The sequence below is a fragment of the Streptomyces sp. NPDC127129 genome (assembly GCF_042671585.1).
Lineage (GTDB): Bacteria > Actinomycetota > Actinomycetes > Streptomycetales > Streptomycetaceae > Streptomyces.
Window position 1 is genome coordinate 103,942 of the sequence record NZ_JBHXTV010000022.1, and the last position, 23,557, is coordinate 127,498.

The window sequence follows — 23,557 nt, forward strand, 5'->3', positions numbered from 1 at the left end:
AACCTGGGGGCTTAGACGTGACCGGACAGACCAACACCCGCCTGGCAGACCTCTTCGGCCTCGCCGGCTGGTCCAAGGGAGAGCTCGCGAGGCTCGTCAACCGGCAGGCGGCGGCCATGGGCCATCCGCAACTGTCGACCGACACCTCACGGGTGAGGCGATGGATCGACATGGGGGAGACCCCGCGCGACCCCGTACCCCGGGTGCTGGCTGCACTGTTCACCGAGCGACTCGGCCGTGTCGTGACCATCGAGGACCTCGGGTTCGTACGACACGGGCGCGCCGGGAGACGGCAGAACGTCAGGAACACCGACAACCCTGACGGGCTGCCCTGGGCGCCCGAGCGTACGGCAGCGGTCCTCACCGAATTCACGGGAATGGACCTCATGCTCAACCGACGCGGCCTGGTGGGCGCGGGCGCCGTGCTCGCCGCCGGCTCCGCACTCAGCAGCGCCATGCACGACTGGCTCCACACCGACCCCGCACGCGCCGCGCAGGCCCCCCGTGCGAACGATCCCCTCCACGCCGACCCCGCTGGGTTCGACCGTTACGAGGCCGCCCCCATCGGGTCGGAGGAGATCGAAGCACTGGAGCGCTCGGTGGAGGTGTTCCGCGCCTGGGACGCCTCCCGTGGCGGCGGCCTCCAACGCAAGGCGGTCGTGGGCCAGTTGAACGAGGTGGGCGGCATGCTCGCCTACCGCCACCCCGATCACCTCCAGCGCCGCCTCTGGGGCGTCGCCGCCAACCTGGCGGTCCTGGCGGGCTGGATGTCCCACGACGTGGGCCTGGAACCCACCGCCCAGAAGTACTTCGTCATCGCTGCCCACGCGGCCCGTGAGGGCGGTGACCGGCCGCGCGCCGGGGAAGCCCTGTCCCGCGCGGCACGTCAGATGGTCCACCTGGGCCGGCCCGACGACGCACTCGACCTGATGAAGCTCGCCAAGTCCGGTTCCGGCGAGGAGGTTCTGCCGCGCACGCAGGCGATGCTGCGCACCATCGAGGCGTGGGCGCAGGCGTCCATGGGCAAGGGCCAGGCCATGCGCCGTACGCTCGGCGAGGCCGAGGACCTGTTCGTCTCCGACCGGACGGACGTGCCGCCGCCCAGCTGGATGCAGAACTTCGACGACGCCGACATGCACGGCATGCAGGCCCTCGCGTACCGCACTCTCGCCGAACACGACCCCGCCGCCGCGGTTCCCGCGCAGCGCCACGCCAAGCTGGCCCTGGAGCTGCGCCGCAGCGGTCACAACCGGTCCAAGCTCTTCGACTACATCTCGCTCGCCTCGGCCTGCTTCATCGCCGACGACCCGGAGCAGGCCGACCGGTACGCGCGGCTCGCCCTGGTCTCCATGGGCGAGACCTCGTCCCACCGCACCTGGGACCGGCTGCGCGAGATGTACCGGCTGACCGGGCAGTACGCCGGCTACGCCAAGATCGAGGACCTGCGCGAGGAGATCGCGCTCGCCCTGCCCGAGCCTGCGGCGAAGCGGCCGAGGGCCCGCGGGATCTGAGGGCCGATCCGACTCCCGACCGTACGACCAAAGGGCACACCGGCGCGCGCCGGTATGCCCTCCTGAGGGGTGCTCGCCAAGGGTGCTCGCTCGTCGCCGCGGGGTGACACCGTGGCGCGTGGACACGGGCCGGCGCGAGCCGGTGCCGGTGCCGAACGGCAGCCGGTGCCGAGCTAGTGGCCGACGCGGACCACCATCACGCAGGCGTCGTCCTCGCGCGGTGCCTCACCGAACTCCTCCACCACCGACCGTACGCAGTCCTGCGCGTCCCGGGCCCCGGCCAGCCGCGGAGCCAGGGCCAGCAGCCGCTGTGTACCCGTGTCGTCCATGCCGCCGCGGCGGGTCAGCCCGTCCGTGTGCAGCATCAGCAGGTCTCCGGGGAGCAACCGGATCTCGGCCTCCTCGTACGCGGCCCCGGCCGTCGCTCCCAGGAGCACACCGTCGGGCCGCTTCAGGGCGCGCCCCGTCCCGTCGCGGAAGAGCAGCGGGGCGGGGTGTCCCGCCTGAGCCCAGGAGAGGGTCTGGCTGACCGGTTCGTAACGGCAGCACATCGCGCTGCCGAGCGCCGGCTGCACGGCCGATTCGAGCAGTTGGTTCAGATGACTCATCAGGGCGCCAGGGCGAATTCCGGCCACGGCCATACCGCGCAGCGCGCCGAGGAGCATCGCCATGGACGAGGTCGCGGAGACCCCGTGTCCGGTGAGGTCACCGACCGTCAGCAGCGCGTCGCCGTCGGGGAGTGCCAGCGCGTCGTACCAGTCGCCGCCGATCAGACCGGTCGAGGCGGCGGGCAGGTAGTGGCCGGCCACGTCGAGCGGGGCGCCCGGGCCGCCGTGGGCGAAGCGCAGGGAGCCGCGCCACGGAGGCAGCACGGCCTCCTGGAACTCGACGGCGACTCGGCGCTCGGTGCGCTCGATGTGGCGACGGCGCTGCAGACTGTCCCGGGACTCGCGGACGGCGCGCTCGCTGCGGCGCAGCTCGCTGACGTCACGCAGGACGGCCCACATGGAGGCCGTGCAGCCGTCGGAGTCGAGGACCGGCTCGCCCATCATGTGGAGCGTACGGACCCGGCCGTCGGTACGGACGATGCGGAACTCCCCGTCGATGGGCTTTCCGTCGATCAGACAGTCCGTCACCATCGCCTGGAGTACGGACTGGTCCTCGGCGAACACCATCGAAGGAAGCTCGTCCAGCGACATCGGGTCGCTCTCGGGGTCCCGTCCGAAGATCTGGTACAGCTCCTCGGACCAGCTCACCTCGTCGTTCAGCAGGTTCCACTCGGCGCTGCCGACGCGGCTGAGGAGGGACCCGGTGCGCGGGGCCGGGACGCCGTAGGCGGCACCGGGGTCGGAGACGCCTTCGGCCTCGGCCTCGATGACATCGGCGCCGGGCGCTGCGGGAAGCTCGTCGGGGACGCCGGCCTTGAGTTGGCCCAAGTGGGCGCCCAGATCGTCGAGTTGATGTACGGCCAGGTCGCAGAGCGCACGCTGCCAGCGGTTCGTCGGGTCGTCCTCGTCCATGACCGCGTCCCGGCGCACGGCGTCCACGTCACCGCGCAGACGGCGGGTCTGCGAGATCAGCGCGTCCACGGTGCCGGGCTCCGGCGGCTGGGCTGGACGGTCCGCGTAGAGAGGGGACGGCATGTCGTACTCCGATACAGGCGCGACGCGGGCGAGCGGTGGAACAAGGCCCGGATACGACTGTTGCACAGGCGACGACACCCCGTAAGGGATTTGGCAACACTCGATACGGTGGTGCTTCTGACATATGCCAACGGCCCGTCGATTATCGGCCATCGAGGTGGTAACGGAACCACACCGTGGGAAGGTTACGGTGCTCGTGTGGTGAACGACGAGGTGGACACGGTGGGGACAGCGCTGCTGCTCGCGGCGGCGCCGGCGGGCAGGGGGCGGGCGATCGACGCGGCGTCCGTACTCCCCGCATATGCGGCGGTGCCGCCCGGCGCGCTGACCGGCACTCCGGTGGCGACGGTCGTCGAACTGGCGGACCCGCTGGACCCGCAGACCGTCCTGACGCGTGTGCGCGCGGCCGCCGCCGCACCGGGACCGCTCTCCGTCCACCTCGCGGGTCAACTCCAGCTTGACCGCCGTCAACACCTGCCGCACCTGGCGCTGGCGCGGAGCACGGCGACGACCCTGCGCTACACGGGCCTGCCGTGGCACTGGCTCGCCGGCGAACTCGCGGTCCGACGGCCCGGAACGACGAGTGTGGTGGCCGATCTGGTCGCGGACGCGGAGCTGTGGGAGCGCCTCGGCTCCACGCCCGGCCTCCTCTCCCTGGGGCCGGACGTACAGCTGTACGGGCGGGTCGCCCCGGCGCCGAGGCGGGGCGACCCCGCGACGCCCGACTACCTCCGTCACTTCGCCACGGTCTGGCGCACGGGCGCCCGGCCCCCGCTCCCGGACCTGCACGCGGCCGCGGCCGCCCGGATGGGCCCGGGGCCCGCGCTGTACCTGACGCCGGGGACGGCGGCACCGCTCGCGCACGGTGGACCGGGCACTCCTGCTCAGGCGGTGGCTCCGGCCGCCGGCCGCGACCCGGATCCCTGCCCCGACCCCCACCCCGCGATTCTCGCCGCCGCGCGGGCGGGGCGGCACGGGGAGGCCGTGGCGGTGGCCGTGGCCTGGGAGCAGGAGGCGCTGCGGCGGTACGGGCCGCGGTCGGGGGAGGCCGTGCACTGGCTGGAGGTCCGTGCCGACCTCGCGCGGCTCGCCGGGGAGCCGGCCCGCAGCTGCGAGTTGTGGACCGGCGCGGCCCAGGCCAGGCTCGACCTGGGCCAGGCGCCGCGGGACCCGGACGTGGAAGGCGCCGTGGACCGGGCGCACCACCAGTGGGAGCGCATCACGGACCCCTCGCGCGCCCGCGCGCTCGGCCCCGCCCTCGTCGAGCTGCGCCACCGCGTACCGGGCCGCACGGCCGGCGCGCTCGCCGCGCTCCAACGCAGGATGGAAGGCCCCGCCGCCCCCGCGCTCACCCCCGGAGGCGGGCCGGTCGCCTAGGGCGCAACGCGCCCTAGGCGGCGGCCGGGCGGACCACGCGGATGCCGAAGCCGAAGGTCTTCGTCGACAGGGCGATACCGATGAAGAGGAGGGCGAAGTGCTCCTGGCCGCGGGCGGTTTCGATGCCGCCGAGGTCGAGCAGCGAGTCCTGCGGCCAGCCCAGATCGCGCAGCAGACCGCTCACCGTCTCCTTGGCCTCGGCGTCGTCGCCGGAGAGGAAGAGCGTGCTCGGCCCCTCGAGCGACTGCGGTGCGACCATCACGACCCGGTCGACCGTGCAGAGCGTCTTCACGACCCTCGTCGCGGGGAACGCGCGCTGGATCTCCTCGCCGAGGCTGACCACGGGGTGCGAGAGCGTCTCGTCCTCCAGGAAGCCGACGGCGACGTCCAGCAGCACCTTCCCCTCCAGCGCGGACGCGCCGACCGACTCCAGGAGCGGCACCGAAGCCGTCCCCGGCGTGGCGTTCACGAGGACCTCCGCGTGGGCCGTGGCGGCCGCCGGATCACCGACCCGAACCCCCGCGTCCAGCAGCTCCTTCAGCTCCGTGAGCAGTTCCGGGTCCTCGGGCCGCCGTGACCCGAGGACGATGTCGTGGCCCCCGCGGGCCCAGCCCGCCGCCAGTGCCCGTCCCACATTCCCTGTGCCGAGAATTCCGATTCGCATGGCCACGACGCTAGGCGCCACCGTCCCGGTGCCGCATCGGACGATGGTCGGGCCCGCGCGGCGCACGGACGTAGGCCCGGTGGCCTACGTCGCGACCGGCGGCGCCCGGCCGGACCGTCGGGGCTGAGATGATCGTACGTATGCCCGCCTCTTCCTCCTCCGCGCCGTCCGACGCCCTGAGCACCGAGCGCCTGCTGCTGCGCCCCGTGCGCGCGGCCGACGTCCCGGCCGTCACCCGGCTGTGGACCGACCCCGACGTGCGGCGGCACCTGGGCGGGCCGGTGACCGAGCAGGTCGTACGGATCCGGCAGCGGCGAGTCGTCGGCGCGCCCGGCGTGCACGCCGTGGTGCGGGCCGCCGACGGCCTGCTGCTCGGGCTCGTGACCGTCGAGCCCGGGGCGCGGGACGGGGAGACGGAGATCTCGTACCAGTTCCTGCCCGAGCACTGGGGGCACGGTTACGCCCGCGAGGCCGTCGCCGCCGTCCTCGACGCCACGCTCCGCGACACGCCCAGTGTCGTCGCCCTGACGCAGGAGGCGAACCACCCCTCCCGGCGGCTCCTCGAAGCCGTCGGCATGACCCACGCCTCGTCCTTCGTCGAACACGACGCCCACCAGGTCCTCTACCGGCGCCGGCGCTGACCCCTCCGCCCCGCGCCCCTCACCGGACCTTCTCACCCGCCGCCAGCCTCGCCACCATCCGCTCCAGCCGCTGCGCCCGGCCCTTCGGTGTGCGGGCCTGCCACAGCCGCAGGATCACCAGGTACTGATCGGTCTTGCCGAGCCCCTCGTAGAAGAGCCGCGCCCGCTCGTCGGCCGCCAGGGCCGCCGCCAGATCGTCCGGTACGGTCGCCTCCGCCTGCGACGGGTACGCGGCCTCCCACCGGCCGTCCGCCTGCGCGGCCGCCACCTCGGCGAGTCCCGGCGTCCGCATCCGGCCCGCCGCCGTGAGCGCCTCGACCTTGCGCACGTTCACCCGCGACCAGAGACTGCCCGCCCTGCGCGGGGTGTACTTCTGCACGTAGTACACCCCGTCCCCGCCCTTGCGCTGCCCGTCGATCCAGCCGAAGCAGAGCATGCAGTCGAGGATCTCCGGAATCGTCAGCGACTCGCCTCCTCCGCCCTTCTTGGCGATCCGCAGCCAGACCCCGGGCGTGTCGGCGTGGCGGGTCTCCAGCCACGCCTCCAGCTCCGCAGTCTTCGTGAAGGTGATCAGTTCGAGTCCCTCGTACCGCTCCATGGGACCACGATATGCGCCGGCTCCGACAGACCGGCGGTTCCTGTCTCCGGGACGATGACGATGCGTCAGAACCGGGCGTGGGTGGTGATGTCCGACTCGAACTGGGTGATCATCTCCGGTGTCACCGTCGGCCGGCACTGGCCGATCGCCTCCAGGTAGTCGGCCGTGGTCGCGCCGGGCAGCCGGTCGTCTCCCGTGGTGCGGCCGCCGACGGCGACCAGATCGCGCTCGAAGGAGTTCTGGGCGGCGATCCGCGCGGCGTGCTCGATGTCGGCGGGTGTGAACAGATCGCTCGCCGTCACCAGTTCGTCGATGTCCACGTCGGTCCGGCCCTCCGTGTACCGCGCCCAGATCGCGGCGCGGGCCGCCTTGTCCGGTGTGCCGATCGGGATCAGGTAGTCGAAGCGTCCCGGGCGCAGAAAGGCGGGGTCGAGCGAGCGGATCGAGTTGGTGGCGCAGACGAGAAGCCGCTCGTCCCGCTCACGGAACCCCGGGATGAGCTTGAGGAGTTCGTTGGTCACGCCGTGCATACCACCGGGCTGTGCGGGCTCCTGACGGACCGGGGCGATCTCCTCGACCTCGTCGATGAAGACGAGCACCCGCTCCAGTTCGGCGATCCGCGCGAACGCCGAGCGCAGGGCGGCGGCGAGATTCCCCTCGTCGGCGAGCCGGGACGGCAGGATCTCCACGAACGGCCAGCCCAGTCGCGAGGCGATGCCCCGCGCGAACGTCGTCTTACCGGTGCCCGGCGGACCGAAGAGCCCCACCGCACGCGGCGGCCGCACCCCGTGCCGCGCCGCCCGCTCGGGCTCGGCCAGCGGAAGCACGACGCGCCGTTCGATCAGGTCCTTCTCCCGCTCCATGCCGGCGACCTTGGCCCACAGGTCGCCCGGGAGCAGCCGGCCCCCCAGGTCGTCGAGGAGATTGGCGGCCGGGCCGTGCAGCGGCTCGACCTTCTCGAAGTACGCGACGGCCGGCTGACGGGTGTACCCCGCGTTGAGGAGTCCCTCGCCGAGCAGGTCCTCCTCGGGCAGGACGTACGCGATCCGTCCGACCCGCGCTGCCACCAGCCGCCGCTCCAGCTCGACGAGCAGGGCGCTGGCGAGCCCACGGCCCCGCCAGGCGGAGGAGATCGCGATCCGCATCACCCAGGCCCGTTCGCCCGAGACACAGGCGAGGGCGGCCCCGATGGGGACGCCCTGATGGACGGCGACGACGGCGGGCTGGCGGGAGGTCAGGGCGCTGATGCACTCGGCCAGGGAGAACACGGACTCCTGGCCGAGTTCGGCCGTGGTGTCGATCAGATGGACGACCGCGGCGAGATCGCTCTCGCGGTAGTCGTGGATGAGCCAGTTCACCGGTACCGCCCCTCGTTCGTTGGATTTCGAACCGTTGCGGCGAGGCTAGGGGCGGGGGAGGAGACGGGGCGTGTGCCACGGTGCACAAGGAGCGCGAGGCAAGTGCTACGAAGCGTCACTGGCCGTACGGCGCCCCGTGCGCGTCCGGAACGGGCGAAGCCCCCGGAGGGAATCCTCCGGGGGCTTCGTCGTGGTGCGGGCTCAGTACGCGGGCGCGAGCTTCGGGTTCGGGCCGTAGGCGTTCTCCGCCTGGCTGCCCTCGGTCGCGTAGAACACGATGAGGATGATCCCGCCGACCAGCGGGATCAGGCCGAGCAGGATCATCCAGCCGGAGCGGCCCGTGTCGTGCAGACGGCGGACGGTCACGCCCAGGGTCGGCAGGAACACGCCCAGGGCGTAGACGGCGGTCAGCAGCGGGGCCGTGGTGAGGACGGCGTCGAGAATCGCCAGCACGATGTACGCGATGAGGTTGAACAGCATGTACATCCAGTATTCCTGGCGGCGCGCACGGCCGGTGAATACCGCGTACTTCTTGAGAACGTCGAGGTACCAGTTCACTTAGTCCCCCCAATGACTGGGAAATGCGAGCGGGAGCCTGTCCCACTGGAGGAAGCTTACGCAGAACTTATGTGGCCGAAACGCCGAGGAGCAATTCGTTACCTGAGGTGGGGCGTTGGTGGCTGATGTGACTGGTTGTGCGAATGGGGCACGGCGACGGCGCCGTATCCCGTGCGGGGATTACGGCGCCGTTCTGGGAGAGGATCAGAGCTTTATCCCGTTCTCCTGGACTTGCTCATGAGAAGGCCGCCCGCCGTGAGAGCGAAGAGGCAGACGCACGCGCCGGTGATGACGTTGCTGACGATCGCGCCGGTGTCCACGTCCCGGGCGACCACCCAGGGGGAGATGATCAGCCACACGCCGGCGAGCAGGGCGACGAAGTTCAGGTCCTGCGCCCGCTCCGGGGCCATCGACATGCAGAGTCCGAGCCCCGCCAGAGCGATGCCGACGATCAGGTTGCTGAGGGCGAGGTCAGGGTGGAGGCCCGCGAAGTGAACCGTGTAGGCGGAGATCGCGGCCCAGATGCCGGCCACGATGATCAATTCCTCGACCGCGGCGACACCACGGGTCTGGAGCACTCGGGAGTAGCGCTCCCGCATTTCCGATGCGTCGGGGTGTCCGCTGATGTCACCGGCACGGTGAGAGACGTCAGACATACGACTCGCCTCCTTCTGGCGTCTTGCACGTCTGATCGCGCTTGCGGCGTGAGGCCGCGGTTTCATTGTGCGCTTATCTGGCCTTTATGTGTAGATGTGCCCGATGGGGGATTCGCACAGAAATAGCGCCACGGAAATGCGCGTAACCGCCAAAGAAATGATCATTGAATGAACATTTCCCGAGGTCACGCGCATCGCCGTGTCACCTGCGCGGTCGGCCGCGGCGCCGGTCGTCAGCCGCGGCTGTACGGACGGGTGATGATCTCCATGTTGTGACCGTCGGCGTCGTCGAAGTAGGCGCCGCGACCGCCGAAGAGGTGGTTGACCTGCCCGGCCTCGGTGTGGTTCGGGTCCGCGTAGTACGTGACCCCCATCCGCTCGAGCCGACCGATCATGGCGTCGAACTCCTCGTCGGGCACGAGGAAGGCGTAGTGCTGCGGGGTGAACGCGTCCGCCGACTCGTAGTAGTCGAGGGTGACGCCGTTGCCGGTCTCCACCGGCAGGAACGGGCCGAAGGGTGCGCCGACCTCCAGGCCGAGCACCTCGGCCAGGAACGTGGCGGAAGCCCGCCTGTCGCGGGCGTATACGACGGTGTGGTTGAGCTCGATGGCCACGAAGGGTCCTCTCGAAAGGCTGCGTCGGTGTCTTCCTGATGGGGCTCGTCGCATGCGTACGTGGCGTAGGAACGCGTACGCGTGCGTGGAAGACGACCGAGGCGGGCCTCGCGCCCGCCCGGCGGCGGTCACGCCAAGGCCGGGTGCCTCACTCGCTCACGGCCCATGGCCGACCCGGCAGTCATACGAGCACGCTAACCCATGATCATCGGCGCGGGCAACGGCGTTCCCGGGCCGGGCGGCGAGAGGTCCCGCCGAGCCCCCCGGCGTAACCTGGAAATGGACTCGGGTGCTGCAACGTCCCACCGCCCGGGAGGCGGACGAACATGACCGGAATCGTGTCCCGGAGCTTCGACTCCGCAGATGAGACGCGTCCCTTCGAGGACTCCAAGGGCAGGCTCGACCTGATCAACGCGGAGAGCGGTCCGGTCGGGCGTGCCGTGTTCGAGCCCGGCTGGAAGTGGTCCCAGCATGTCAAGCCCATCGCCGGGACGGACAGTTGCGAGGCGTCGCATGTCGGGTATGTCGTCAGCGGTCGGATGAAGGTCGTGATGAACGACGGCGAGTCGGCCGAGATCGGCCCCGGCGACTTCATGGCCGTCAAGCCGGGACATGACGCGTGGGTCCTCGGCGAGGAGCCCTGCGTCGTGGTGGACTGGGCCGGCTTCCTGAACTACGCGGCACCGAAGAAGAGCTGACGGGCGCGGCGGACGGCGGCCGGGGGAGGAGATCACCTCGCCGCACCGCCGCACCGCCGGACTGGCACACCGCCGCACCGCTGGACCGGTACACCGCCGCACCGCTGGACTGGCACACGGCTGGACGTCCGCCCCCTAACGGCTGGCGAAAAGCCCTGATCAACGGGGGCATTGGCCTGTTATCGTCGCCCGCATGCCCGAACTGGTCGCCCCCACAGCTCGCCTTCATCGCTCCTGGCTCGAAGCGCACGCCGAGTGGAACCCCGGCGCCCATCAGTCCGGAGCGGGGATGAGACTGGCGGAGGAAGAGGCCTTCGCCGTGCCCGAGATCTTCGCGTCCTGGGTCGGCAGGCTGAGGGAACAGGGCGACCCGGCACGGCCGTTGGCCCAGGGCTGGGTGCACGCCACGCACTGGTGGATCGTGGACGACGGGGCGTACGTCGGCGCGATCGATCTGCGCCACGAACTCAACGACTTCTTGTTCCGGGCCGGCGGACACATCGGCTACAGCGTCCGGCCCTCCGCCCGCCGGCGCGGCCTCGCCACCTGGGCTCTCGGGGCAGTCCTCCCCGAGGCGCGTGCCCTCGGCCTCGAACGGGTCCTGGTGACCTGCGACGACGACAACGTGGCCTCCGCCCGCACCATCGAGCGCAACGGCGGGGTGCTCGAAGACACCCGCGACACGGAGATCGGACGTAAGCGCCGCTACTGGATCGACCTGTGAACCGGACGGCCGGGACGCGCCCACGGCGAACACGGCGAACCAGCGTCTGACGGCCCTTCCGGGCCGTCTGCGCGTCCCTCGCGCCCGCTTGTGACCCGTCCGCGCCCCCGTCTTCGCGCGGTCGGGGAGTCGGTGCCGCCGTCAAGGGCCCGGGCTCCCGGGTCATGGCCCGTCAGCCGTACGCGTCCGTCACGCAGTCGCGCGCGCACGCGCCCCGTTCGTACGCGTCGCGGAGCGCGGCCGCCGCGAGACGGGGGTCCACGTCCGGGTGGGCGAAGTGTTCGTCCGCCAGACGCAGCACGTCCTCGACCGTGACGATCACCGGCTCTCCCGCTCCCGCCGCCCCGCGGGCCGACGCGATCGCCATGCCCGCCGCCCTCCGCAGCACCCGCTGCTGTTCCCGCTCGGCGGCGGCCCACGCCCGCGCCGGGGACCACGACCGGACCCCGCGTCCCTGGCGGACGGCGCCCAGCGCCATGAGGCCGGCCCCGGCGGCGACGACCAGGATGCCCACCACCGTCTCCGCGTGCAGCCCCGTCACCCGACCCCCTTGCGTCGAACGACCTGTACCCACGGCGACCCGATTTCAGGCACAGTCGGTGATGACACGCGTAAGTGACACGTGTCACCTTTCACGCTCCAGGCGTTGACGCAGCCGATCACCGGCCGGACGCTGCTCCCATGACCGTCACCACCGTCACCACCACCCGCGGCCCCGTCCGCGGTGAGCGCCGGCCCGACGGGAGCCTCCGCTTCCTCGGCATCCCCTACGCGCAGCCGCCCGTCGGCGACCTCCGGTTCGCGGCGCCCGTGCCGCCGGAGCCGTGGACCGAACCGCTGGACGCCACCGCCTACGGGCCGACCGCCCAGCGCCGGCCCTTCGCCGACGTCACCACGATCCCCGAGCCCTCCGTACCGGGCGCCGGGGTCCTCAACCTCAACGTCTTCACGCCGCGCACCGACCCCGGGGCCGGGCTCCCCGTTCTCGTGTGGATCCACGGCGGCGGCTACGTGGCGGGGTCGGCGGCCAGCCCCTGGTACGACGGATCGGCCTTCAACCGCGACGGCGTCATCCTGGTCTCCCTCGGCTACCGGCTCGGCATCGAGGGCTTCCTGCACCTCGACGACGCCCCCGACAACCGCGGCGTCCGCGACTGGATCGCCGCCCTCGAATGGGTCCGCGACAACATCGCCCGCTTCGGCGGCGACCCGGCCCGAGTCACCGTCGCCGGCCAGTCGGCGGGCGGCGGCGCCGTGCAGACCCTGCTCGCCGTTCCGGCGGCCCGCGACCTGTTCCGCGGCGCGCTCTCCGTCTCCGGGGCCGTCATGCACCCCGACGGCCCCGAGGTCGCCCGCGCGGCGTCCCGCCTGTTCACGGCGCGTACCGGCGTACCCGCCAGCGCCGCGGCCCTCCGCGACCTGAGCGACGACGAACTCCTCGACCTCCAGGACCGGATGGGCGCACCCGGCCCGGACCGCGAGGGCCTGCCGCCGCTGCTGTCCCTGGCGCCCTTCGCGGACGGCGAACTGATCCCGGAGCCCGTCCTCGACGCGTTGACCACCGGGGACGCGGGTGCGGACGTCCCGCTCATGCTGGGCTTCACCGCTCACGAGTTCAACGCCTTCCCCGCCCCGGGCCCCGGCGGTCCGCCCGTGGCGGTCCTCTTGGGGGCGCTCGGCCTGCCGGAGGACCGGATCGACTCGTTCACCACCGCCTACGGGGCGGGCGACCCGGACGCACTCTTCGGTCAGGCCCTGACCGACGTCACCTTCCGGGCCCCCTCCCTGGCCCTCGCCGACGCCCGCGCGGCGCGCCGGTGCCCCACCTGGCTGTACGAGTTCGTGTGGGAGTCGCCCATCAACGGCACGGCCTTCCACTGCCTGGACCTGCCGTACGCCTTCGACCTCCTGGACGCGGAGGGCGTCACCGCAGTGGCGGGCGAGAACCCGCCCCGCGCCCTGGCCGACGCGATGCACCACGCCTGGGTCTCTTTCGTACGGGACCAGGACCCGGGCGCGTCCTGGCCGCGCTACACGGCCGACGAGCGCGCCACGATGGTCTGGGACGCCGAGCCCCGCGTGGAGCCGGACCCGCTGCACCGGGTCCGCGAGATCTGGCTCGGCTGACCCGCCGAGCGGACTCCTGAGGTCTCGGCCGACCTGCCGAGCGGACTCCTGAGGTCTCGGCCGACCTGCCGAGCGGGCCCCCCGAGCGCCGTCCTCACGTCGGCGCGGGGAGCCCCGTCTCGGTGAGTCCTGTCTCGGGGCTGCGCGGCCGAGGGCCCTGCGGGCCGGGCCGGCCCGCGACGAGCGCCTCGGCGACCGCCTCCGCGAACGGCCGCACGTCGGCCGGTGTGCGCGAGGTGATCAGGCGGAATCCGCCCGACGCGTCGACGACGACCTCGCGGTCCCGCCAGGTCCCGCCCGCGTTCACGAGGTCGGTCCGGACCGAGGGGTAGGAGGTGATCTCCTTGCCCGCGACCAGCCCGCTGTCGATGAGCAGCCACGGTCCGTGACAGATCGCGGCCACGGTCTTCCCGGCGTCCGCGAAGGCGGCAACCAGCCGCTGGGCCGTCACGTCCGTCCGCAGCCGGTCCGCGTTGACGGTCCCGCCCGGCACGACCACCGCGTCGTACGCGTCCGCCGAGACCTCTCCGTACGTCGTGTCCGGGTCGACGGCCTCGCCCGGCCGCCGGTCCGACACGACCGTCACGACGGGCTCGGCCTTCTTCGCCGCCACCGTGACCTCGGCGCCCGCCTCGCGCAGTGTGGCCACAGGTTTCTTCAACTCGTCCTGCTCCGTACCGTAGTTGGTCGTGAGGAAGAGGACTCGCTTTCCGTCGAGCGTCACAGCCGACGCCTCCCGTCGGGTCTCGGGCCGTGACCGTGGTCCGGCCACACTCCCGCGACTGACCACCCGCGACGCGCCTAAACGAAGGGACGGGAACCGAACGCGCCTCGCCGGCGCGGCGCCCCTCAGCCCGCCCGGAAGCCGATCGTCCCGTCGGGCAGGACGGCCTCCACCGTCGCGCCGTGCTCGACCGTGCGGCTCACCGTGCAGAACTTCTCGTGCGTGAGCCGCACCCCGCGCGCGAAGACGTCGGCGGCCCGCGGGTTGCTCTCGGGCAGTTCAAACTCGTAGCTGACCCGGATCCGGCCCACCCGGCCGTCGTCCTTCGGTCCGGAGACCGATTCCACGACGATCCGCAGGTCGTCGTGGTCCACGGCGCGTGCCGTCCGGTCCACGACCATGCCGCCGCAGCCGCCCATGGCCGCGAGCAGCAGCTCCACGGGGGTGAACGAGGGCTGAGCGTCCGGGTCGTCCGCCGCCCCCATGCGCACCTCCGCACCTCGGTCGTTGCGGGCGATCCACTGCCGGTAGCCGGTGCGGAGGGTCTCGATGCGGTAGTCGGCCATGGTGTCCTGGGCTCCTCGGTGTGCGTACGGGTCCGAACGTGCGGCGGCTCGGGGCGTCCGGCACTCCCGCGGTCCCCGCCTGAGTACGTGGGCAGGTCCCGAGTGAGTACGTCGTCCGATACCCGGCCCCCGGTCGCGCTGGTCGAATGGCACCATGATCTCCGACGCCCGGCGCACCAGCCGCATGCAGCACGTCACGACCACCGGCGCGGCGCTGGCGGGCGCGCTGCTCCCGCTCGCCGTCGGCATGCTGCTGGCGCGGAGCGTGGGCGCGGACCCGATGGCCCCGGTGAACGCCCTGATCACCAGCGGCGGCCAGCGCGCCCGCCTGGACCGCTGCCAGCTGCGCGCCGTACGGCCGACGCGTGAGGGCCGGGGCGGGGCGTCCGGCCGGACCCGCCCGGGCCTCACCCGCCGGGCGCTGCCCGACCTGCCGGTCCGAGCGGCCAGGCCCGTCCGGACCGCGCTGCAGGCCCTGCCCGGTCTGCGTGACCTCTCCGGTCTGCGGGACCTGGCAACCCTGCCGCGTCGGTGAAACCTGGGTCAACACCAGGCCAACTCCCGGTATGTGTCCCTGTGTTGGGCGGTGAATGCGTAGCCTTGGGGGAGGGGAGTCGGCTGCGCGGGGGTGGGGCGTGTGACTGCTGGATCCGGGTCGGCACCGCGGGGGAGGGGCCGGTCGCGAGGCCGCTTCGCCCTCTGGCTGCTGCTCATGGCGACCCTTCTCACCGCGGTGCCCGCGGCCGCCGTCACGGCCGGGCCGTCGGACGCCCCACGCCCCGCCACCGTGAGGACCGCCGCCGTGCCGGCACGCGCACCCTCCTGCGACCCACGGCGGGCCGGACCGAGCCCCTCACGCGTCGACGGCGAGGCCGTGCGGCGCATCCGTGAGCGCGGCCATCTCATCGCCGGCGTGGATCTCAACAGCTACCTCTGGGCCTCGCTGGACCAGGACGCGCAGGAGCCGGCCGGCTTCGACGTCGACCTCGTGCGGGCCATCGCCCGTGACATCCTCGGTCCGAAGGCCACGGTCCGGTTCGTCAGCATGCCGCCGAGCCAGCGGATCCCGCGACTGCAGGCGCGCCAGGTCGACGTGATCGTCCGCACCATGAGCATCACCTGTGAGCGGCTGGCCGAAGTCGCCTTCTCCAGCGTGTACTTCGAGACCGGCCACCGTCTCCTGGTGCCCGAGGACTCCCGGATCACGGGCTTCGACGCGAAGCTGCGCGGCAAGCGCGTCTGCCTCAGCAAGGGCAGCTCGGCCGTCGCCCTGCTCGGCTCGTCGGGTACGGGCGCGGTCGCCGTGGAGACGTCGAGCCACCTGGACTGTCTCGTCGAGCTGCAGCAGGGGGCCGTGGACGCGATCCTCACCCACGCGACGCTCGCCGCCGGTCTCGCCGCCCAGGACCCCACGCTCCGGCTCGTGGGGCCGCGCCTGGACACCTCCCTGTACGGCGTCGCCATGAACAAGGACGACACCGACCTGGTCCGCCGGGTCAACGCGATCCTTGAGGACTACCGCGCGGGCGGCGCCGGCAGCCCCTGGATGGTCTCGTACAACCGCTGGCTGGCCCCGACCCTCGGCGCCCATCCCGGGGGTCCGCCGAAGGCCGAGTACGCCGACTGACTCCACGGCGCCTGCACACCGCGGCGAGGCGCGACCGGTGAGTCAGCCCCTGAACGGGGCCGGCCGCTCGGGGGAGGCCTCGGTGAGGGCCCGCGCCACCGCCTCCGCTCCGGCTCGCAGGCCGTAGACGGGGGTGTCGGGCTGCTGGCGCCAGGAGTCGTCGATGCCGCCGGCGTCGACCGTGTCGAAGCCCAGCTGGTCGACGAGGGCGCGGACGGTCTTCTTGGCGACCTCGTCGTCGCCCGCGACGGGCAGCGCCATGCGCTCCGGATCACCGGCCGGGAGCGGGCGGTCGAGGATGTCCTGGGCGTAGGTGCCGTTGAACACCTTGATCACCGGGTGCCCCAGATGACGCTCGACCCAGCGGCTCTCGGTCAGGCCGTCGTCCTCGATGGCGGCGATCCGGCCGTCGCGCTGCTGCGGGTAGTAGTTGTTGGTGTCGATGACGGCGAAGCCCTCCGCGGCGCCCTCGAAGAGGCCCGCGGGCAGGTCGGGGACCGCCTTCAGCGGGACGGTCACGACCACGATCTCGGCGCCGCGCGCCGCCTCGCCCACGGGTACGGGCGTCGCCCCGGTCTCCTCGGCGAGGGCCGTGAGCGTCTCGGGGCCACGGGAGTTCGCCACGGACACCTCGTGGCCGAGGGCCGTGAGACGGCGGGTGAGGTTGCCGCCGATGTTGCCTGCGCCGATGATGCCGATCTTCATGGAACGTCCTTCCGAGCGGATGCGGCGGGCTGCCACGCAAGACCGGAACCGCGGCGCCGAGTGGGCTATTCCCCGCTCCCCTGCCGCCCGGACGTGAGGGCTTGGCGCGTCCGGAGTGAATCCTGCGATGTCCGGGGCGACAGGGGTCACCAAGTGCGCGATGATCTCGACGACTTCGAGGTGCGTCGAGAGGACAGCCGATGACAGTGCGCGACGAGGCGCGGCGGTATCCGGAGCACGGGGAGACCGTGGCGGCCGACGGCACGGGACGGCGCCGCTTCCTCGGCTACGTCCTCGCGGCACCGACCCTCACCGTCGCCGCCCAGTTCGGCGAGGCGGTCCTCGCGCCCGCCCCGGCGGCAGCGGCGAACCCCGCCCTGGTGCCCTCGCTGCCCGGGCCGTCCGAGATCTACGACCTCAACGACATGCTCACGCACGCCGCCCTGCCCACCGCCGGCCTGATCACCATCCGGGTCGAGGCGGACGGGACCGCCTCCTTCGCCCTGCCCCGGGCCGAGGTCGGCCAGGGCATCACCACCTCGACCGCGATGCTGATCGCCGAGGAGCTGGACCTGCCGCTGGAGAGGGTGCGGGTGACCCTCGCCGACGCCCGCCCCGAGCTGCTGTTCAACCAGATGACGGGCGCCTCCAACACCACCATCTCCACGTTCACCCCCGTCCGTGTCGCCGCGGCCGTCGCCCGGGGCCGGCTGCTGCGTGCCGCCGCGCTCGAACTCGGAGAGCTGCTGGGGTCGCTCACCGCGAAGGCCGGGGCCGTCGTCTCCACGGTGACCGGGCGGAGCATCGGCTACGGCGAACTCGCCGCGAAGGCGGCCGCCGACACCGACACCCCGGTCGGGGTCGCCCTCAAGAAGACGTCCGAGTTCAAGGTCATCGGCACCTCCCAGCGCCGGATCGACGCCCTGGCGGCCGTGACGGGCCGCAAGACGTTCACCATGGACGTGCAGGTGCCCGACGCCCTGCCGACCATGGTCTGCCGGCCGCCGACGATCAACGGCACCGTCCGCTCCGTCGACAACCTGGGCGAGGTCCGGGCCATGCCCGGCATCACCGACGTCGTACGGATCTCCACCGGCGTCGCCGTCCGCGGCCGCACCTTCGGGCAGTGCATCGACGCCGTCCGGGCCCTCCGGGTCACCTGGGGCCCCGGCACCGCCGACGGCGACTCGGACGCGACCGTCCAGCGGAAGCTGCGTGCCGCCGAACTCCCGCTCGTCGTACCGCCTTTGCCCCTGCTCACCAAGGCGGTCGACGTACGGTTCACCTTCGGCTTCTCCAGCAACAGTGCCTTGGAGACCAACTGCGCCATCGCGGACGTGCGGCCGGACTCCGCCGAGATCTGGGCGAGTCTGAAGACACCGATCGTCGCCCAGGAGCAGATCGCCCTCGAACTCGGGCTCCCGCCCTCCGCCGTCAAGGTCCATGTCACCGAGGGCGGCGGGTCGTTCGGCCGCAAGCTCTTCTTCGACGCGGCCCGCGAGGCCGCCGAGACCTCCAAGGCCATGGGCAAGCCCGTGAAGCTGATGTGGCACCGGACCGACGACTTCCGGCAGGGGCGTACGCACCCCATGTCGACGTCGCGGGTCCGGGCGACGTACACGCTCGGCGAGGTGCTCACCTACGAGCTGCGTCACACCTCCGTGGCCACCGACTTCGGCCACGGGCTCGGCGAGATCATCACCGGCGCCGCCGCCCAGCTGCCCGTGGGGGACCTCACGTTCTCCGAGACGATCTTCCAGCTCACGCAGCAGAGCCCGTACCACTTCGGCGTCACCACCCAGCTGCTCGGCGAGACGGACAAGGGCTTCAACACCGGCTCCATGCGCGGTATCTACTCGCCCAACGTCCGCTGCGCGCAGGAGCTGGTCGTGGACGAACTGGCCCGGCGGACGGGCAAGGACGCGTACGAGTTCCGCCGCAGGCACCTGAAGGACGAGCGCGCCCGCGCCGTCCTGGCCAAGGTCGCGGAGGTGGGCGGCTGGGGCCGGTCCCTGCCTTCCGGCGTGGCCCAGGGCATCGCCCTGCACCCCGAGTACCACGCGTTCGTCGCCGTACTCGCCGAGATCGACTGCCGGCCCGGGACGACCGGCCGGAAGATCCACGACGCGTACACCGGCCCGCGCGTCACCAAGGTCGTGTGCGCCGTCGACGTCGGGCTGGCCGTCAACCCGCGCGGCCTGGAGGCCCAGATGGCGGGCGGCATCGTGGACGGCATCGCCCTGGCCCTCACCTCCGGACTGCACCTGAGCGACGGCCACTTCCTGGAGGGCAGCTGGGACAACTACTTCTACACCCGGCAGTGGAACACCCCGCCCGAGCTGGAGATCGTCGTCATGCCGCCGACCTCCGACCGGCCGGGCGGCGCCGGCGAGCTGGCCGTCCCCGCCGCGATGGCCGCCGTGGCCTGCGCGTACGGCCGGGCCACCGGCACCATGCCGACGAGCTTCCCCGTCAACCACGCCGAGCCGCCCGCTTTCGAGCCGCTGCCCACCACCCCGCCGATCCCGGCCTCGCCCGTCGACGGCCTCGACCGCGCCTTCTAGGACCCAGGAGCCACCGTGCCGCACCACACCTTCATCCTCAACGGCAAGGCCGTCACGGCCGAGGTCGAGGACGACGTCCGGCTGCTGTGGGTGCTCCGGGACGTCCTCGGCGTCACGGGCCCCAAGTACGGCTGCGGGCTCGGCGTCTGCCAGGCGTGCACCAGCCACATCAACGGCAAGGCGTTCAACCCCTGCTCGGTCCCGGTCGGGGACATCGCCCCCACCGACGAGATCACCACCATCGAGGGTCTTCCCGCCACCGTGGGCGAGGAGCTGCATCCGATGCAGGAGGCGTGGCTGGATCTCGACGTGGTCCAGTGCGGCTACTGCCAGCCCGGACAGATCATGACCGCCGTCGCCAAGGTCCGCGCCGCGCGGGAGGCCGGCCGGGAGATCGGCGAGGCCGACCTCGACGAGATCCGCAACATCTGCCGCTGCGGGACCTACAACCGGATCCGTGAGGCGATCGTGGCGGGAGCCCGCCGCATGCCCTGACGGGACCCGGCGACCGGCGCGTCCCGCGCGCCTTCCCCGCCGCCTGACGCCTCACGTGACAGCAGACGCGTTCCGAGTCTTGTGGGTGGCGCGGCGACTCCTTACTGTCGGGTAAGTTGCCCTGGGTAACAGGGCAGTTGATGCCGCATGCCCTTCTGGAAGGAAGACCGATGTCTGCTGCCCGGACGCGAGGCGCGCGCCGCCTCCTGCTCGGTTCGCTCGCCGCCGCCCTCGCGCTCACCGTCGGAGGCGGCGGTACCGTGGCCGCCGCCCCGCCCTCCGCACCGGCGGCTCCCGGGGGGCTGCGCGAGGTCATGTTCGTGGGGAACAACTGGGACGGCACGGCCGACGTCATCGAGGCCTCCGGCGACTTCGCGCGCATCGGCCGGATCAACGTCATCCCCGACCGTGAGCGCCGCATGTGGGAGATCGGGCTCAACCCCCTCAAGCTCGCCTTCTTCCTGGGCATCCGCCAGGGCCCCGGCGAGGGCCACGACCAGTTCGTCGACGACATGTACGCCACGCCGGACGGCTCGGCGATGGTGGTCTCCCGGCCGAGCTTCGCCGACGTCGTCTCCATCGACCTCCGCACCGGCGCGCTCAACTGGCGCTTCCCCGTCTCCGGTTTCCGCTCCGACCACATGGCCGTCTCGCCCGACGGCACCCGCGTGGCGGTCTCGGCCTCCACCTCCAACACCGTGCACGTGCTCGACATCACCACGGGCAAGCAGGTCGGTTCCTTCGCCACCGGCGACAAGCCGCACGAGAACGTCTTCTCGGCCGACGGGCGGTACCTCTGGAACATGGCCATCGGCGAGGTCACCACCGCCCTCGACGACCCGTTCTGGGACTGGACCAAGGGCGATCGCCGCATCACCGTCGTCGACGCCCGCACCTTCGAACAGGTCCGCGTCATCGACATGCGCGCCCGGCTCGACGCCTTCGGCCGCAAGGACCTCTCCGACGCCGTCCGGCCCGTCGCCTTCACCCCCGACGAGTCGAAGCTCTACTTCCAGGTCTCGTTCTTCAACGGCTTCCTCGAGTACGACATCGCCACCGACCGGATCACGCGCGTCAAGACGCTCCCCGAGAACCCGGCCACCGACCCGGACCGCACCACCTGGGTCAACGACTCGCGCCACCACGGCATGTCCATGAGCCCCGACGGCTCCAAGCTCTGCGTCGCCGCCACGATGGACGACTACGCCACCGTCGTGGACCGCGGAACGCTGCGGGAGGGTCCGCTGGTGGAGGCGTCCAAGCCCTACTGGGCGACGGTCAGCGGCGACGGCCGCTCCTGCGTCATCTCCGAGAGCGGTACGGACCGGGTGACGGCGATCGACTTCGCGACCGGCCGCAAGGTCGCCTCCGTCTCCGTCGGCGACCACCCCCAGCGCGTCCGCCTCGCCCGCGTCCCCGCCGGATGGACCGGCCCGACGTCACGCTGACGGCCGCCCCCACCCCTACTCGTAGTACTTCGGAGCTACCCGCGGACTGTCCCCTCCGGCGGGACGCCGACGACGGCGCGTGATCCATACCTTCGCCACCGGAACGACGAACCACTCCGGTACGGAAGGACACGCCATGGCGTCCCGCCCGCGCAGCCGCCGGCTGCGTCGCACCCTGCTCACCGCGCTCGTCATCGCCTCGGTGGCGGTGCCGACCGCGGGCGCCGCCCGCCCCGCCGCGGTCCCGGCACCCGCGCCGCCCGTGCTCGGGCCGCTCGCCCCCGTCACCGACGGCACCCTCGACGCGCGGTACGCCGCCACCCGGGACGCTGTCCTCGCCGCCGAACGGACCGCCGCCGACTACGGCGACCGGCGGCGGGCCGCCGCCCTGCACGCGATGGCGGACAGGGGCCGCCATTTTCTCGCCTTCGACGGCCGCGACGGCGGCCGCAGCGTGGAGGTCGTCGGCGACCTCGCACGCGCCGACCGGATCGTCGTCCTCGTCCCCGGCTCCGACACCGCGCTCGGCAGCGAGCGCTTCCGCAACGGCGCCGTCACCCTCCAGCACCGGCTGGGCGAGCGCGGCGCCGTCCTCGCCTGGCTCGGCTACCCGACCCCCGCCACCGCGAGCGCGGCCGCCCTCACCCCGGGCCGGGCCGAGGAGGCCGCCCCCGGACTGCGCGACTTCGTGGCGGAGTTGAGGTCGGCCAGGCCCGCGGCGCGCCTCACCCTCCTCTGCCACTCCTACGGCTCCGTCGTCTGCGCCAAGGCGGCACCCGGGCTCCCCGTCGCCGGGATCGTCCTCTACGGAAGCCCCGGGACCGGTGCGGGCAGCGTCGCGGACCTGCGGACCACGGCCACGGTCTGGGCCGGGCGTGGCCGGTCCGACTGGATCGCCCATGTGCCGCACCTGCGGCTGCCGCTGCCCTCCGGGGAGCTGGGCTTCGGCACGGACCCCCTCGCGCCGGAGTTCGGCGCCAGGGTCTTCGACGCCGGCGACGGCGGACACAGCGACTACCTCGTCCCCGGGTCCGTACCGCTGGCGAACCTCGCCCGGATCGCCGAAGGACGGGAGCCCGCCGATGCGTGACCTCGCACGCCGTGTCGAGGCCGCCACCCCGCTCGGCCGCGACCGCGCCCTGGACGCCCTGCGCGCGCTCGCGATCCTCGGCGTCGTCCTCGGCCACTGGCTCGTCACCGCCCTGGTCGCCGACAGCGGTACGGTGCGCGGCGCCAGCCCCCTGAACCACCTGCCCGAATTCACCCCCGTCTCCTGGGTGTTCCAGACCCTGGCCGTCTTCTTCCTGGTCGGCGGAGCGGTGTCCGCCCGGGGCCTCGCCGCCGCCCGCGCCCGCCGCGAGCCCTACCGCGCCTGGCTCGCGGCCCGCCTGGGCCGGCTCTTCCGGCCCGTCGCAGCCCTGCTCGCGGTGTGGACCGCCGTGGCGCTCGCGATCCTCGCCTCCGGAGTGCCCTGGCAGACCGTGTACACCCTGGGCAAGCTGGTGCTCTCACCGCTCTGGTTCCTGCTCGTCTTCGCCGCGCTCACCGCCCTCACCCCGCTCGTCGCCCGCGTGCACCCGCTGTGGCCGCTCGCCGTCGTCCTCCACGTCGACCTGATCCGCTTCGGCCTCGACGGGCCCGCCTGGACCGGATGGATCAACGTGGCCGCCGGCTGGCTCGTGCCGTACTGCCTCGGTGCGGCCTGGGCCCGTCACGGGCTCGACGACCGCACGGCCGGCCGGCTCCTGCTCGGCGGCGGCGCCGCGGCAACCGTGCTGCTCGTGCTCTTCGCGGGCTATCCCGCCGCCATGGTCGGCGTGCCCGGTGCCCCGGTGTCCAACCTGAACCCGCCCACGCTCGCCGCCGTCACCTTCGGCATCGCCCAGTGCGGCGCGGCACTGCTGCTCCTCGACCCGCTGCGCCGAGCCCTGCGCGGAACCGCCGCCTGGGCGGCGGTCGCGCTGGTCAACCTGAGCGCGATGACCGTGTTCCTCTGGCACCAGACGGCGATGATCGCCGTCACCGTCACCGGGCTTCTCGCCGGTGAACTCCTCGGCCACGGACCGCTTCCCGGTCTCCATGCCGCGCCCGACGGATACGACTGGGTCCTGGCCCGTATCGCCTGGCTCCCGCTCTTCGCGCTCGCGCTGCTGGTGTGCGTCGGCGCGTTCCGCACGTACGAACAGGGCGGCCGCCGCCCCTTCCGCAAGGGGCGACCCGATGAGAACGAGGAGATCCGACGTGCCTAGGCTGGACCCG

24 protein-coding genes are annotated in these 23,557 nt (G+C 72.5%); 13 read left to right on the forward strand and 11 right to left on the reverse strand.

Annotated features, from left to right (window positions below):
* Window positions 1–17: 17 nt before the first annotated feature.
* Window positions 18–1,511, forward strand: coding sequence for a hypothetical protein (locus ACFVGW_RS32775; protein WP_385854513.1), 1,494 nt, complete (start codon window positions 18–20; stop codon window positions 1,509–1,511).
* Window positions 1,512–1,684: 173 nt separating this feature from the next.
* Here the strand turns inward: ACFVGW_RS32775 and ACFVGW_RS32780 are convergent, their stop codons facing one another.
* Window positions 1,685–3,154: a PP2C family protein-serine/threonine phosphatase gene (locus tag ACFVGW_RS32780; RefSeq protein ID WP_385854514.1), complete on the reverse strand. Its 1,470-nt coding sequence runs from the start codon at window positions 3,152–3,154 to the stop codon at window positions 1,685–1,687.
* A 198-nt stretch (window positions 3,155–3,352) separates the two neighbouring features.
* On the opposite strand from ACFVGW_RS32780, the gene ACFVGW_RS32785 reads away from it, so the two are divergent.
* Window positions 3,353–4,531, forward strand: coding sequence for a hypothetical protein (locus tag ACFVGW_RS32785; protein ID WP_385854515.1), 1,179 nt, complete (start codon window positions 3,353–3,355; stop codon window positions 4,529–4,531).
* A gap of 13 nt (window positions 4,532–4,544) precedes the next feature.
* Here ACFVGW_RS32785 and ACFVGW_RS32790 read toward each other — a convergent pair whose 3' ends face one another.
* Window positions 4,545–5,195, reverse strand: a complete 651-nt coding sequence (locus tag ACFVGW_RS32790) for an NADPH-dependent F420 reductase (protein ID WP_385854516.1) — start codon at window positions 5,193–5,195, stop codon at window positions 4,545–4,547.
* A 140-nt stretch (window positions 5,196–5,335) separates the two neighbouring features.
* Here ACFVGW_RS32790 and ACFVGW_RS32795 point away from each other — a divergent pair, with 140 nt between their 5' ends.
* Window positions 5,336–5,836 (forward strand): GNAT family N-acetyltransferase, encoded by a 501-nt coding sequence (locus ACFVGW_RS32795; protein ID WP_383221740.1) that lies wholly within the window; start codon window positions 5,336–5,338, stop codon window positions 5,834–5,836.
* Between the two features lie 19 nt (window positions 5,837–5,855).
* Here the strand turns inward: ACFVGW_RS32795 and ACFVGW_RS32800 are convergent, their stop codons facing one another.
* From ACFVGW_RS32800 to ACFVGW_RS32820, 5 genes are all read right to left on the reverse strand, one after another.
* Window positions 5,856–6,434 carry a YdeI family protein gene (locus ACFVGW_RS32800; RefSeq protein ID WP_385854517.1) on the reverse strand — a complete coding sequence of 193 codons (579 nt, stop codon included), beginning with the start codon at window positions 6,432–6,434 and terminating at the stop codon, window positions 5,856–5,858.
* A 65-nt stretch (window positions 6,435–6,499) separates the two neighbouring features.
* The gene (locus ACFVGW_RS32805) at window positions 6,500–7,792 is read right to left on the reverse strand and encodes an ATP-binding protein (RefSeq protein WP_383221738.1); all 1,293 of its coding nucleotides are present in this window, start codon (window positions 7,790–7,792) and stop codon (window positions 6,500–6,502) included.
* A 201-nt stretch (window positions 7,793–7,993) separates the two neighbouring features.
* Window positions 7,994–8,350, reverse strand: coding sequence for a DUF805 domain-containing protein (locus ACFVGW_RS32810; RefSeq protein ID WP_383221735.1), 357 nt, complete (start codon window positions 8,348–8,350; stop codon window positions 7,994–7,996).
* 212 nt (window positions 8,351–8,562) lie between these two features.
* On the reverse strand, window positions 8,563–9,006 hold the full coding sequence (locus tag ACFVGW_RS32815) for an SPW repeat protein (RefSeq protein WP_352189232.1): 444 nt from the start codon (window positions 9,004–9,006) through the stop codon (window positions 8,563–8,565).
* 233 nt (window positions 9,007–9,239) lie between these two features.
* Window positions 9,240–9,674 carry a VOC family protein gene (locus tag ACFVGW_RS32820; protein WP_385854518.1) on the reverse strand — a complete coding sequence of 145 codons (435 nt, stop codon included), beginning with the start codon at window positions 9,672–9,674 and terminating at the stop codon, window positions 9,240–9,242.
* A 272-nt stretch (window positions 9,675–9,946) separates the two neighbouring features.
* Here ACFVGW_RS32820 and ACFVGW_RS32825 point away from each other — a divergent pair, with 272 nt between their 5' ends.
* Both ACFVGW_RS32825 and ACFVGW_RS32830 read left to right on the forward strand, forming a co-directional pair.
* Complete coding sequence (locus ACFVGW_RS32825) at window positions 9,947–10,318, forward strand: cupin domain-containing protein (protein ID WP_383221733.1); 372 nt, start codon at window positions 9,947–9,949, stop codon at window positions 10,316–10,318.
* A gap of 193 nt (window positions 10,319–10,511) precedes the next feature.
* Window positions 10,512–11,042 (forward strand): GNAT family N-acetyltransferase, encoded by a 531-nt coding sequence (locus ACFVGW_RS32830; RefSeq protein WP_383221732.1) that lies wholly within the window; start codon window positions 10,512–10,514, stop codon window positions 11,040–11,042.
* Window positions 11,043–11,214: 172 nt separating this feature from the next.
* Here the strand turns inward: ACFVGW_RS32830 and ACFVGW_RS32835 are convergent, their stop codons facing one another.
* Complete coding sequence (locus ACFVGW_RS32835; protein WP_385854519.1) at window positions 11,215–11,583, reverse strand: hypothetical protein; 369 nt, start codon at window positions 11,581–11,583, stop codon at window positions 11,215–11,217.
* A gap of 140 nt (window positions 11,584–11,723) precedes the next feature.
* Here ACFVGW_RS32835 and ACFVGW_RS32840 point away from each other — a divergent pair, with 140 nt between their 5' ends.
* Entirely contained in the window at window positions 11,724–13,169 is a 1,446-nt protein-coding gene (locus ACFVGW_RS32840) for a carboxylesterase/lipase family protein (protein ID WP_385854520.1), read from the forward strand.
* Window positions 13,170–13,263: 94 nt separating this feature from the next.
* On the opposite strand, the gene ACFVGW_RS32845 is transcribed toward ACFVGW_RS32840, so the two are convergent.
* Together ACFVGW_RS32845 and ACFVGW_RS32850 are read right to left on the reverse strand one after the other, a co-directional pair.
* Entirely contained in the window at window positions 13,264–13,893 is a 630-nt protein-coding gene (locus ACFVGW_RS32845; RefSeq protein ID WP_385854521.1) for a type 1 glutamine amidotransferase domain-containing protein, read from the reverse strand.
* Window positions 13,894–14,018: 125 nt separating this feature from the next.
* Window positions 14,019–14,459, reverse strand: coding sequence for an OsmC family protein (locus tag ACFVGW_RS32850; protein ID WP_385854522.1), 441 nt, complete (start codon window positions 14,457–14,459; stop codon window positions 14,019–14,021).
* 154 nt (window positions 14,460–14,613) lie between these two features.
* Between ACFVGW_RS32850 and ACFVGW_RS32855 the strand changes: the two genes are divergently transcribed.
* Both ACFVGW_RS32855 and ACFVGW_RS32860 read left to right on the forward strand, forming a co-directional pair.
* Window positions 14,614–14,994 (forward strand): hypothetical protein, encoded by a 381-nt coding sequence (locus tag ACFVGW_RS32855; protein ID WP_385854523.1) that lies wholly within the window; start codon window positions 14,614–14,616, stop codon window positions 14,992–14,994.
* Between the two features lie 177 nt (window positions 14,995–15,171).
* Window positions 15,172–16,086: a glutamate ABC transporter substrate-binding protein gene (locus tag ACFVGW_RS32860; protein WP_385854524.1), complete on the forward strand. Its 915-nt coding sequence runs from the start codon at window positions 15,172–15,174 to the stop codon at window positions 16,084–16,086.
* A 42-nt stretch (window positions 16,087–16,128) separates the two neighbouring features.
* On the opposite strand, the gene ACFVGW_RS32865 is transcribed toward ACFVGW_RS32860, so the two are convergent.
* A complete protein-coding gene (locus ACFVGW_RS32865; protein ID WP_385854535.1) occupies window positions 16,129–16,812 on the reverse strand; it encodes an NADPH-dependent F420 reductase in 684 nt (227 codons plus the stop codon).
* Window positions 16,813–16,991: 179 nt separating this feature from the next.
* Between ACFVGW_RS32865 and ACFVGW_RS32870 the strand changes: the two genes are divergently transcribed.
* The 5 genes from ACFVGW_RS32870 to ACFVGW_RS32890 all read left to right on the forward strand — a co-directional run bounded on the left by ACFVGW_RS32870 (window position 16,992) and on the right by ACFVGW_RS32890 (window position 23,547).
* Entirely contained in the window at window positions 16,992–19,355 is a 2,364-nt protein-coding gene (locus tag ACFVGW_RS32870) for a molybdopterin cofactor-binding domain-containing protein (protein ID WP_385854525.1), read from the forward strand.
* 15 nt (window positions 19,356–19,370) lie between these two features.
* A complete protein-coding gene (locus ACFVGW_RS32875; protein WP_383221720.1) occupies window positions 19,371–19,850 on the forward strand; it encodes a (2Fe-2S)-binding protein in 480 nt (159 codons plus the stop codon).
* A gap of 170 nt (window positions 19,851–20,020) precedes the next feature.
* Window positions 20,021–21,298 carry a YncE family protein gene (locus tag ACFVGW_RS32880; protein ID WP_383221718.1) on the forward strand — a complete coding sequence of 426 codons (1,278 nt, stop codon included), beginning with the start codon at window positions 20,021–20,023 and terminating at the stop codon, window positions 21,296–21,298.
* A 136-nt stretch (window positions 21,299–21,434) separates the two neighbouring features.
* Window positions 21,435–22,388 (forward strand): alpha/beta hydrolase, encoded by a 954-nt coding sequence (locus ACFVGW_RS32885; protein ID WP_385854526.1) that lies wholly within the window; start codon window positions 21,435–21,437, stop codon window positions 22,386–22,388.
* Window positions 22,381–23,547 carry an acyltransferase gene (locus ACFVGW_RS32890; RefSeq protein WP_385854527.1) on the forward strand — a complete coding sequence of 389 codons (1,167 nt, stop codon included), beginning with the start codon at window positions 22,381–22,383 and terminating at the stop codon, window positions 23,545–23,547. The genes ACFVGW_RS32885 and ACFVGW_RS32890 overlap by 8 nt, the downstream gene beginning before the upstream one ends.
* Window positions 23,548–23,557: the final 10 nt, after the last annotated feature.